This window comes from Alicyclobacillus acidiphilus NBRC 100859 (genome assembly GCF_001544355.1).
GTDB lineage: Bacteria > Bacillota > Bacilli > Alicyclobacillales > Alicyclobacillaceae > Alicyclobacillus > Alicyclobacillus acidiphilus.
In genome coordinates this window covers 1-12,626 of the sequence record NZ_BCQI01000031.1, presented here as the reverse complement: position 1 = coordinate 12,626, position 12,626 = coordinate 1, and the positions used below count along the sequence as shown (strand labels likewise).

Genomic DNA, 12,626 nt, shown 5'->3' with positions numbered 1-12,626 from the left:
CGCCGCTATGCAATGAATATCCGCTCTTCCAGCCGCTTAACGCGCGCGACATAGCCTCGACGGTGCAGCATACCGACGAGAATGGTCAAAATCCCGACTCTCCCGATATACATCGTGGCAATCAAAACCCACTTCACCGGTGTGTCCACGATCCCGGTGATGCCCGTGGTCAGGCCGACCGTTCCAAAGGCGGATGTCTCTTCAAACAGGAATCGCAGCAGGCTGATCTGCGGATCCAGAATCGAATCGACAATCGTTCCAACCACGACGACCGATGTCGCGAGAAAGAACAGCATCATGGCGCGTTTCACGAGCCCCCAGGAGATGGAGCGCCCGTACGCCACAACCTCGTCGCGCCCCCGCAGAGACGAGATGGTCGCTTTGACCAATGCGAAGAAGGTTGTCGTCTTGATGCCGCCTCCAGTCGATCCCGGTGACGCCCCGATAAACATCAAAAGAATCATGACAAACCAAGTGACTTCCTTCATCTTACCGATGGGCACCGAATCAAAGCCAGCTGTTCGAGTCGTCACCGACGCAAACCAGGCGTTCAGCCACTTTGCTCCTTGCGACAGCGACGCAAAGGCGTAATTCGACTCGAGCAGGTAGATGATGACGGTCCCGAGCACAAGCAGCAGTGCGGTCATGAAGAGCACAATCTTGGCATGCAGCGACAACTTGCGCTCTCTTGGATAACTGTACAGTTCCTCCAAGACGATGAACCCTAATCCGCCGAGAATGATGAGCAAGCTCGTCATGATGACGACAAACGGATCCGTCGCAAAGCCTTCGAGGGAATTGCCCCACAGATCGAAACCTGCGTTGTTGAAGGACGAGATCGCGTGAAACGAACTGATGCCAATCGCCCGAACCCATCCGTAGTGATACACCCCGTGAAAATACAGCGTGAACAGAAACGCAGCAGCAGCCTCAATCGCGAAGCTGAAAATCAGGATCCTTTGGATGAGTCGCACAGCCCCGTGGATACCGAAGTTGCGATCCTCGGCAATGAGCACCCGATCCCGCAATGAAATCTTTCTGCCCAAGGCCAGATACACGCCGGTCGTGACGAGCGTCATTCCGGCTCCTCCCACCTGCATCAGCAGCGCGATCACAAAGTCGCCGAAAGGGGTCCACGTCGTGGCTGTCGTCACGGTGCTCAGTCCAGTCACGCAAAGCGCGCTTGTCGAGGTGAAGAACGCGTCGGTCAACGAAATGCCCGTGTGCCTGGAGATGGGCAACATCAACAACACAGTGCCGACGACGATGATGAAAAGATAGCCGAGGACCACCTTTTGAGGTGGACTAATCCGGATATTCATGAACGAACCTCCACGCCAGATATGCTCAGTTAGTATTTACCATTAACTTTCTTGAATATCTGTGCATAATTATTCAGTGCGTCGAATGAATTTGTGATGCATCAGCAACAAGCTTTGTTTGTGGATTATATCGTACTTTATGAAAGTTTGGTCACTCGGGCTTGCGAATCACTCCGGACGTACCCGACCATGCAGCAAAGGAGCGATTGTTTTTGGAAAAATACGTTGCCAGTCGTCTGTCGGACACCAGTCCGTCTCAGCCCTTGAAAAGAGGTCTCCGTGCGAGACATTTGGCGATGATCGCGATTGGAGGAGCCATCGGAACCGGGCTGTTTGTGGCAAGCGGTTCCTCCATCAGCGTCTCAGGGCCCGGCGGCGCCCTGATTGCCTATATCATCGTCGGCATCATGGTGTACTTTATCATGACCAGCCTTGGCGAAATGGCGACGGCGATGCCGGTCTCCGGATCGTTCGAAACCTATGCCACGAAGTTTGTGGATCCCGCGCTGGGATTCGCGCTCGGATGGAACTACTGGTATTCTTGGGCGACCACACTGCCAGCCGAGCTCGTTGCCGGCGACATCGTCATGAAATACTGGTTTCCGCACACCCCCTCCATTCTCTGGAGCGCGCTGTTCCTCGCTTTGTTGTTTGCGTTGAACGCCTTCAGCGTCAAAGGCTACGGTGAAGGAGAGTATTGGTTCGCGGGAATCAAAGTGGCGACCATCGTGGTCTTTATCGTCATTGGCATCCTGATGATCTTCGGCATCCTCAACGGACATCCGGTGGGTTTTCACAACTTCACGCTCGGAGGTTCTCCCATCCACGGCGGTATCGTGGGGATCTTCAGCACAGTGTTGGTCGCCGGTTTCGCCTTTCAAGGTACGGAACTCGTGGGGATCGCCGCAGGTGAGAGTGAAAATCCGAAACGGAATGTGCCCAAGGCGATCCGCCAGGTATTTTGGCGCATTCTCATCTTCTACGTGCTCGCGATTTTCATCATCGGCATGTTGATACCTTATACGGATCCCAACTTGCTCAACGCCAGCGTCGATCACATCGCCATCAGCCCCTTTACGCTCGTCCTGCACCGAGCTGGCTTGGCGTTTGCGGCTGCGGTGATGAACGCTGTCATTCTCACCTCGGTCCTGTCCGCCGGCAACTCTTCGCTCTACGCTTCCACGCGCATGCTGTGGGCGCTCGCCACGGAGGGCAAGGCGCCGCGCATACTTGCGCGGGTGAACCGTCGAGGTGTGCCGTCCGTCGCGCTGTATGTCAATCTGCTGATTGGCTTTTTGGCGTTCCTAACCTCCGTCTACGGGAACGCCGTGTACACTTGGATGCTGAACAGCGTCGGCTTGAGCGGATTCATCGCCTGGCTGGGGATCGCCATCAGCCATTATCGGTTCCGCAAAGCCTATGTGGCGCAAGGAAGAGATCTCGGCGAGCTCACGTATCGCGCCAAGTGGTACCCGTTTGGGCCCATCTTCGCGCTCGTTCTGTGCTTGATTGTCGTGTTGGGGCAGGACTACGGGGCATTTTTCGGCGGCAAGATCGATTGGACCGGGGTCATCGCCACGTACATCGGCATCCCATTGTTCGTACTGCTGTGGTTAAGCTATAAGTTTGTGAAGAAGACGAAGGTGGTACCGCTCGAAGAGTGTGACTTTGACATCGTATGATCGGCGGCCCCTTGCGGGGCCCCATCTCCGATCGCGGCACAACTTCGAATCTACAAGCCCTGCAGCCTGAACGTGCAACTGCGGAAATCCCCGTGGAGATACGGCATGGTGAGCCCAGCGTGCATCAACTCGTCGCCGCCGTGGATCCATCCCGTTTCGACAATTTTGTACCGTCGATGAGAATCCAGTCCCGCAAGCCGCAGGATACGAACGCGATCTCCTGGTCGATCCAGCACTCGATAGTATCCGACAAACGCCTCTCCTCGATCCTCAGAAACGTACATCCATGCGGCGTCGTCCCCTGCAAACGGACTTCGCAATCGGTAAAAGTTGCCAAATTGCACAAGCGAGCGCAACCCTTTGTATTTCTCAATCTGCAATCGGATCGCGTCCAACTCGTCGGCTGACAGGCTCGTCAGGTCGAGTTCGTACCCAAAGTTGCCGAACATCGCGACGTCGCCTCGCGTTTCGAGCGGCGTTACGCGGCCTGTCTGGTGGTTCGGAACGCTGCTCACATGGCAGCCCATCGCGATCGGCGGATAGACCATACTCGTCCCGTACTGGATTTTGAGTCGTTCCACAGCGTCGGTGTCGTCGCTCGTCCAGGTCTGCGGCATGAAATGAAGAATGCCGGGATCAAAACGCCCGCCACCTCCGGAGCAGCTCTCAAACAGCACGTGCGGGAACTTCGATGTGATTTCCTCCATGATCCGATACAGGCCAAGCATGTATCGATGCGCTGTCTCCCGCTGTCGATCCGGCGGCAGGGCGGCCGATCCGACCTCTGTCATATGCCTGTTCATATCCCATTTCACATAGTGAATCGGGGCGGAACAGAGGACGTCGCTGACCACTTTGACGATGTAGTCGCACACCTCGGGACGTGTGAGATCCAGGACCAACTGGTTTCGCCCTTCGGATCGACGGTAGCCCGGAACATGAAGGCACCAGTCGGGATGAGCGCGGTACAGTTCACTATCGCGAGAAATCATCTCGGGTTCAAACCACAACCCGAAACTGAGCCCCAATCGGTTGACGCGTTCGGCGAGATCGGCCAACCCGTTCGGCAGCTTCGTCTTATCGACGAACCAGTCGCCGAGCGAGGTGGTATCGTCGTCGCGCTTGCCAAACCATCCGTCGTCCAGCACAAACAGTTCAATGCCGACTTCGGCGGCCGCTTTGGCGAGACGCTCGATTTTGTCCGCCGTGAACTGAAAATAGGTCGCTTCCCAATTGTTGATCAGAATCGGCCGCGGCTTGTCGCGCCACGCACCCCGCATCAAACGGGATCGGTACAAGCGATGAAACGTTCTCGACATCTCGCCCAGTCCGTGCGACGAGTGAACCATGACCACCTCAGGCGTCTGGAACGACTCGCCGGGCTCCAATAACCAACTGAAGTCAAACGGGTTGATGCCCATCGACAGCCGTGCCGTCGAAAATTGATCCACTTCGACCTGGGCGAGAAAGTTGCCGCTGTACACCAAGCTAAACCCGTACACGTCGCCGTGGTGCTCATCGGCCGCGTCGCCCAACAGCGCGACGAACGGATTGTGTTGATGGCTGCTCGCTCCGCGGCGGCTCTCAATCGACTGGATTCCGGGAACCAACTGCCGCGTCACGACATGCCGTTCTCGCGCCCACGCACCCTCAAGATGCATCATCCGAAAGTCCGCGCAGGGAAAGTCGACGCTCATACTGAGGGCTCGCTGCAGACGGATTGCAGTATCACTCAGGTTGTAGAACTGAACATTGCGGGTGATCGCGTCGAATCCTTCGAAAACGGTGTATCGCAGCACGGCACACAGGCCAAGCACCGCGTCCTCCAGCTCGATCTCGAGCGTCTCCGCCTCGTCCTCGCGCTCCACGTACGTGGCAGGCAGACCTTCGAGCGGGGGCTTGCCTTTGGAAATGCGGTGGGATCGATATTTGAGCTCGGAAACGGTCCATCCGCCAGCAGCTTGTATTTGATAGGCAGGGGAACGAAAGTCCGACATCCCGAACGCCGGATATTCCTGCAACAAGGTGTCAAGCGAAAAGGCAGGATCCGTCGGATCCGGATTTGGCGAGAACGCCCTGCTGAAATCAGGATACCTGGACGCGCCTGTGTATTCTGAAATCTTCTTACCGTAGTAGCGGTGCGCCAGGAATCCGTCCTTGACAATCTCCATGACGTAACTGGTGTCATGTGCTTGCAGATGGAAGATTCGCCTCTGTTCGTCGTATACAATACTCATCGTTCACCATCCCATGAAAGCGAATTCGCACGCATTACAATTCTGTCCCCCACCGCAGATGACCTGCAATGGGGGACAGGCTTCGCAACATCTTCACTTCAAACCTTATTCGACTTCGGCCAGGCGTCTGCGTTCCCGGCGAATGGCCCGGAAGTGCAGCAATTCGTACATCAGCGGCACGATGCACAGCGTCAAAATCGTCGACGTGACAATGCCGCCAATCACCACCACGGCGAGCCCTTGTGACAACAGCAAGCCTTCCGATGAACCGAACGCGAGCGGCAGGAGCGCGCAGACCGTCGCGATAGCCGTCATCAAAATCGGACGGAGCCGCGTAGTACCCGCTTCCAGCAGCGCTTCACGGATCGTGAATCCCTTGCTACGCTGCTGCTCGACGCGTCCGACGAGCACGATGGCGTTCGTGACGACGATACCCATCAACATCAGAATGCCAATCATGGAGGAGACGCTGATCGGCTGCTTGGCGATGAGCGAGCCGAAGAACGCGCCAATCAAGGCGACAGGCATCGAGAACAGGATGGCGAACGGGGCGGACCACTCGCCGAACGTGATCAACATCACGATGTAGACGATCACGACAGCGGCGCCGATCGCCTCGACGAGGCTGGACATATCCTGCGCATTCTGCTGGTTGGTAATGGACTGCTGCACCTGCACGCCAGTCGGCAAATGCATGGATTGAATCGCCTGCATCGCCGATTTCTCCGTCTGGTTGGTGTTCTTCGACGTATAGTCCGCCGTGATCTCCACGTACGAATGACCATTTTCGTGAAGAATGGAAGTCGGCGTCTGGACCGTTTGCACACTCGCCACATCGCCAAGGTCCACCGTTTGTCCGGTCGGCGTCATCGTGATCGGCAAACTTCGGATAGCAGACAGCGTGTCGATGGCCGAGTGCTGGAGCGCGACCTCCATGTCATACGCTTGTCCATTCAGATTCACCGATCCGATATTTTGCTGCGACACGTACTCACTGATGACACTGCCCACCATCTGTGCCGTCAAGCCGTATTTCGCGATCGCCGGCCGATTCGGCACAATACTGATTTGCGGCTGCTTCTGGGACAGGTTGTTCGAAATGTTCGTGAGTCCGTTGATATGCTTCAGCCGGCCGGAAATCTCCGTGGCGGCGGACTGAATCGCGCCATCGTTGGGTCCGGTGACGACGATATCAAACGCGGTTTGATCCCCGCCTGCCGCCACGCCCTCCACCGTGATCTGCGTATTGCCCTGGTTCAGCGATGCGGTCTGTTTCTGGACCTTGTCCAAAAATTGATTGACATCGACCTTTGGCTTGAGCGCGATGTTCAACGTCGCCGTATTGGTCTGACCGGGCCCGGCAACAAGCGCGTTCGATGACCCGCCCACTTGGGTATTCAGAGTTTCAATATCCGCTTGGTCTTTGCGAAGGATATGCTCGACCTGTTGAGCCTTGCTGTTCGTCACGTTCAGCGGCGTGCCGACCGGAAGCGTGATGGAAATCGTCGCATTCTGGGTCGTGGAATTGGGCATGAACGTGCTGCCGACAATCGGAAGCACCGCGATGGATGCGACAAACGCAACGGCTGTGCCAAGAATGACCCACAGCTTGTGATTCAAGCACCAATCGAGCGCTCCTCGGTAGGCCAACTGCCACGGCCGCCACTTGGGCACCCGTGCCGCCGACGGATCGTCCCCTTCATTCGATGCCCCATCGATGAGACTGGGGTGCAGAATGCCATCGGCCCCATCCGCCACGGCCGCATCCAGCCATTCTGCGACTTTGCCCCGCGGCGGCTTTCGAACCACGAACATCCACGCCAACAACGGCACGATGGTCAAGGCCACAATCAGCGAACAAATCAGTGAGAAAACCACCGTCAACGCGAATGGGGCGAAGATTTTGCCAATCACCCCGCTGACCAGCGCAAGCGGCAGGAATACCGCGATGGTGGCCAGCGACGACGACAAGATGGCTTTGCCGACCTCTGCGGTGGCGTACATCACGAGTTTTCTCCCGTAGCCAAGCCCGCTCTTCCAGGATCGATAAATGTTCTCGATCACGACGATACTGTCGTCGACCACCCGCCCCGTCGCAATGGCGAGACCTCCAAGCGTCATAATGTTGAGCGTCACACCAAAGTGATTCAAAAGAATCATCGCGGACAGGATGGAAACCGGAATCGACACGACCGCAATCAGCGTGGTCAACCAGTTGCGCAGGAACAACAGAATCACAAGAACCGCGAACAGGGCGCCAAGCAAGGCCTCGTGCAACAGTCCGTTGATAGACCCTGTAATCATCTGCGACGAATCATAGACGGTGGTGGTGTTGACACCGCTTGGCAGTTGCTTGTGAAGCGCGGCGATTTCCGACCTTGCCGCTTTCACGACCTGGACGGTATTCGCATCATCCGTTTCGTAAACGCTGACCATAATGCTCGGTTGACCGTCTGTGCGGTTGATTGAGTCTCCAGGAGCCTGCTCTGACACCGTGGCCACATCCTGAAGCGCAATGGTCCCCGTTTGCGTAGTCAGCGGCAAGTTGCGGATGTCTTGGATGGATTGAAACTGCGCATTCAGTTGCACAGGCTGCACTTTATTCGACACCGTTGCCGTACCAAGCGGCATCGTCACGTTGTCGCTCTGCAGCGTCTGCTCCACCTGCTGCAGTGTCAGATGGTATTGATTCAATTTGGCGGAATTGAATGTGACAACAATGTTGTCCTCATCCGCGCCCGCCGCAGTCACCTTGGCAACTCCGGAAATACCCTGCATCGCGGGGATGACCGTGTTGTTCACGATATTTTTGAGCTGCTCCATGGGAACCGTCTTCGATCCGACCGCAAATTCCAAAACTGGAGCGTTTCCCAACGAGAACGACTGCACATCCGGCTTGTCTGCCGAACTTGGCAGCTGAACAGCCTCCAGCGTTTGCTCGACTGTCTGCGCCACCTTGTCAGGATCGGCATTGATGTTCAGTTGGAGTTCGATTTCCGAAACATTGGCCAGCGAGTTGGATGTAATGACTTGGACATCCTGTGTGCCATTGAGGGCTTTTTCCAGCGGGCTCGTAACATCATCGGCCACCTGGCTGGGAGTCGCCCCAGGATAGGTTGTGGAGACGGTGACGATAGGAATCGAAATGTCGGGCATCAACTCTTCCTTGAGCGAACGCGTTGAGATAATACCGCCCACCACTACCAGCAGCACCAAGATGATAATGGCAACCGGATTTCGTAACGAAAATCGGGTCAAAAAACGCATGGATATCCTGCCTTTCACTCGTGCTTGTCGAGTCAGTTTTCTTCGTGCTGCTTTTGGAGAATGTCCGACAATTTCCGAACTAATTCGATGAACGTGTGTTGCTCCGCTTCCGTCAACTGCGTGAACGAGTCTGCCAACTCGCGCATGATCGTGGATCGAACGCTCTCGACGATCGCGCTACCCTCATCCGTCAACTCGACAATTTTTACCCGAGCATCGTCGGGAGACGTCTTACGCCGGACGAGGTGGGCCAATTCCAGGCGATCCACCATCGTCGACATGGTGCTGGGCCGCACATCCAATCGTTCAGCCAACTGGCCAATCGTACACGGACCTTGAGTGGTCAACGTCGACAGGATAAACCGCTGGACACGGGTAATGGACAGTCCATCGACTTCCCAAGGCCGGGACTGCCTCATCATCCTCATCAAGCGTTGGAGACTTTCAAAGAACATCACAACCGATTCCTGCTCCATCCTCACGTGCTCCCCAATTCATTTTATATCGCTAAACTAATATATAGCTTTTCGAAATAAAATTCAACATTGCGCCGTATGTAGGTTGCCAAAGATCGCAATCTCAAATAAGCCTTCGTAGATACTGGGATCAAACGGGAGGCGAACAGTGGAACATCCATGCAGGAGAAATGCAGGTGTCAGAGGACCAGAAGGGCAGGCATCAACGTGTGTTCTTGGCGTAGTACATGGCCATATCGGCATGTCGCATAAGTTTGCTCACAGTGTCTCCATGCTCCGGATACAACGCAATTCCGATACTCCCATGAATCCGCAATTGGTACTCCTCGATAAAAATCGGTTGCGAAACCGCGTCTTCGATCACCGCAATCATATCATTGCATTCAGCCAAACTTTCCACATTCTTCAGGAGGATCGTAAACTCATCCCCGCCGAGCCGAGCCACGACATCCCCATCTCGAACGGATTGCGTCAACCGTTTCGCTACTTCAACCAACAACAGGTCCCCAATATGATGACCATAAGAATCGTTGACAGGCTTAAAACCGTCCAGGTCCAGCAACATCAGGCAATGGCATGCGTGTTTCGCTTGAACCAAGGCGAGATCGAATCGCTCCTTAAACAAACGACGATTCGGCAAATCGGTCAGAGGATCATGATACGCCAGATAGGCGATTCCCTCCTCTGCTTCCTTTCGCTCCGTGATGTCACGTCCGACGCCAATGGTCTGGACGATTGCTCCCGACTCGTCGCGAATGTATTGAACGGTTGTCTCATACCACCGGTAGTCGCCATTCTTGTGCCGGACCCGCCCCGTGAATCGCTCCGTGTTCTGGTGACGCGGCAATGTGTCTCTCAATTTCGCCAAATTTTTGTTGTCTTCCGGGTGGTTGAACAGGACGGCGGATTTTCCCACCACCTCTTCAGGGGTATAGCCAAGCAGATCGGTCACGGAAGACGAGATATAGGTAAATGTCCCATCAGCCGAAAATGCGGAAATCACATTTTGAGACTGCTGCGATATGAACGAAAACATGTCTTGAATGTTTAAAAGCTCTGTATGCTGCTTTCTCTGTTGATCAATATCCTCCAGTGTCAGCAGCGTCCATGTCGTATCCGCATCGACTTGAACCGGAACCTCCGTCAACTTTACATACACCGCGTGCCCATGTTTATGGCGGATTTCCAATTCGCGAACACCAGGCGCGTTTTGATCGTCCCATTCGCTCGCAGCAAGTTTGTTACCCTCCGCAAGAAGCAATTCTCTTACCGGTTTCTCTGCTAGTTCTTCCAAGGTGTACCCACTGATATGCAATGCAAAAGGATTCGCGTCCAAACAGTACCCTTGCGAATCTACAATAAAGATGCCGACCGGATAGTTTTGAAAAAGGGACTGAAACAACTTGCCGCCTTGAACAAGAACATCGAATGCCCTGGTCATGCACATATCACCTCCACAGAACGGCGTTCTCCAGTTTATATCGAAGTATATCCTTCAATTTACGTCAGTCACCATGCTGCTCCAATCATATCGAAACGAGGCTGGATCATACTATGGGTACAGTTGGCAGGAAGAACAAACGTCGCGATCGCCCGCTTTCCAAGCACCTGTACACCCATGGCGAGCAACGATGTGACAAAGGGACAACCCCGTTCGATAGTATCACTATCGACGGGATTGCCCCACGTATTACGCAGATTGACAAACCTGCTTCTATTGACTCGGCTTCATTCAGGGAATCGGAACGATCTCTTCCCCTTCATCGGTATCAAACACAGGCTCCGGCATCCTGCTGGCGACACCCCAATAGTAGAGAATAATCGCGCCAACAGCGACAATCAGACTGTCCCACGGATCCGGAATGATGGGCTTTGAACCACTTGGTCCAAACGATCCAATTCGGGCCATGACAAAGATGAAGATATAATACACAATCAGCCAAATTCCCGATTTCCACTGCGCCTTCAGCTTCTCGGCCGATTCGCGGCGGTCCAGGAAGGCGAAATACAGAATGAGCGATCCAATGACCAGCCCAATCAGCAGTGAATCGGTCGACCAACCAGACCAATAGATGATCCACGTGGCCCCGATAAATGCGAGCGGTGAGATAATCGACATGCCTTTCAGCCTAAATGGCCGATGCATTTCGGGACTGGTCTTGCGCAACGACGCGATCGAAATGGGACCGACCATGTACGTCATCACCGTTGCAGAAGTAACGGCGTTGATGAGGACACTCCAAATCTGGAATTTGAACGGCATGATCCACGCGATGGACAAAAGCAAGGTCAACCACATGGCGCCGCGAGGAATACCTGTCTTTGGATTCACCTTGCCGAAAATCGAATAAAAAATACCGTTTTTCGCCCAAGCAAATATCGTACGCGCTGTACCAGACATATAGACGTTGCCGGTACCAGAGGGGGAGATGACCGCGTCGATGTTCACCAAGGTCGCCAGCCAAAACATGCCCAACGCCTTCGCGATATCGACGTAAGGTTGATCAAAACTTACATTCGCCCAGCCGCCCTTTGCGACAGCTTCTGGAACGGCACCAATAAATCCGAATTGCAGTAAAAGATACATGATGGCACTCAAGGCGATTGCAAATAGAATCGCCAGCGGTATGTCCCGCTGCGGCCTTGCGGCTTCCGCGCCAAAGTCGACCGCCTGCCGAAATCCCAGATACGCAAACACGATACCGGCGCCGGTTACCGCGGTTTCAATTCCCTTGATTCCACCAGGGTTAGCTCCGCCTTGGGAGAAGTTCGAGACATGCATGTGCGTCAGAAGAATCACAATAATAATGATGGGTACGATAAACTTGAACAGAGTGACGATAGTATTGACTTTTCCAAAAAAGTTGACGCTCCAATAGTTAATTAGGAAAAAGACGACCAAAAGTGCGACCTGCACGAGAATGCCTAGAAAAGTCGGGCTAGAAGCCGTTCCAAGTCCGCCCCACCAACCGGTCGCATACTGACGAAACGCGTCTGTCTCGACGCCTGCGACACTGGAGTATGCGAGCATCGACGAGAACCCAATGAGCCACCCCACGAGTGAACCGTGCGTGTACTGTGGGTATCGAACGAATCCTCCGGCTCGAGGCAACATCGCCCCCAACTCACCATACACAAGACCAATCAATGCGACGACGACGGCCCCGAACAACCAAGCCACCCACGCCAAATTGCCGGCATCCTTCGCGCCGTTCAGAGCGCCAAACAGCCAGCCGGACCCAATCATCGAGCCAACGCCCAAAAGCGATAGGTCAAGAAGTGTTAATTTTCGCTTAAATCGGCCCTGCTTAACAGACACAGGTCCCTCCCCCTTCAAAAGAGATAGTATGTTTTGACTTATTATACACAAGACTTCAATAATATATCGTATATTGCGAGAATTTTTTCACCGACGGTGTCGCAGATTGACAAAACCTTGTAGGACAAGGGCGTCTTTGAATAGGTGAGAGAGGACTGGCAGGCGACCGGGGCTGCGCGCGCGATCGCGAAGATGGTTGGGAGCGGACCGGCTGGGGGGCCGGGGAACGGGGGCTGAGGGCGAATGGATGGCTTGGGGGCCGCGTAGGCGGGGACGAGCGGGCTGGGGACCCAGGGGACGGGTAAATAAGCGGCTCTGAGAGG

The 12,626-nt window shown here is 54.7% G+C and carries 7 protein-coding genes; 1 reads left to right on the top strand and 6 read right to left on the bottom strand.

The features are described from left to right. Window positions 1-5: 5 nt before the first annotated feature. The gene (locus AAC01S_RS11620; RefSeq protein ID WP_067622335.1) at window positions 6-1,322 is read right to left on the bottom strand and encodes a TrkH family potassium uptake protein; all 1,317 of its coding nucleotides are present in this window, start codon (window positions 1,320-1,322) and stop codon (window positions 6-8) included. Window positions 1,323-1,618: 296 nt separating this feature from the next. Between AAC01S_RS11620 and AAC01S_RS11615 the strand changes: the two genes are divergently transcribed. Then, on the top strand, window positions 1,619-3,004 hold the full coding sequence (locus AAC01S_RS11615; RefSeq protein WP_083511735.1) for an amino acid permease: 1,386 nt from the start codon (window positions 1,619-1,621) through the stop codon (window positions 3,002-3,004). Between the two features lie 50 nt (window positions 3,005-3,054). Here the strand turns inward: AAC01S_RS11615 and AAC01S_RS11610 are convergent, their stop codons facing one another. From AAC01S_RS11610 to AAC01S_RS11590, 5 genes are all read right to left on the bottom strand, one after another. Continuing rightward, complete coding sequence (locus tag AAC01S_RS11610) at window positions 3,055-5,241, bottom strand: alpha-galactosidase (RefSeq protein WP_067622329.1); 2,187 nt, start codon at window positions 5,239-5,241, stop codon at window positions 3,055-3,057. Between the two features lie 105 nt (window positions 5,242-5,346). After that, window positions 5,347-8,508, bottom strand: coding sequence for an efflux RND transporter permease subunit (locus AAC01S_RS11605; protein ID WP_067622324.1), 3,162 nt, complete (start codon window positions 8,506-8,508; stop codon window positions 5,347-5,349). A 32-nt stretch (window positions 8,509-8,540) separates the two neighbouring features. Next, entirely contained in the window at window positions 8,541-8,984 is a 444-nt protein-coding gene (locus AAC01S_RS11600) for a MarR family winged helix-turn-helix transcriptional regulator (RefSeq protein WP_067622321.1), read from the bottom strand. 202 nt (window positions 8,985-9,186) lie between these two features. Then, the gene (locus AAC01S_RS11595) at window positions 9,187-10,425 is read right to left on the bottom strand and encodes a sensor domain-containing diguanylate cyclase (RefSeq protein WP_067622318.1); all 1,239 of its coding nucleotides are present in this window, start codon (window positions 10,423-10,425) and stop codon (window positions 9,187-9,189) included. 291 nt (window positions 10,426-10,716) lie between these two features. Beyond that, window positions 10,717-12,303 carry an APC family permease gene (locus AAC01S_RS11590; protein ID WP_245630196.1) on the bottom strand — a complete coding sequence of 529 codons (1,587 nt, stop codon included), beginning with the start codon at window positions 12,301-12,303 and terminating at the stop codon, window positions 10,717-10,719. Window positions 12,304-12,626 lie beyond the last annotated feature (323 nt).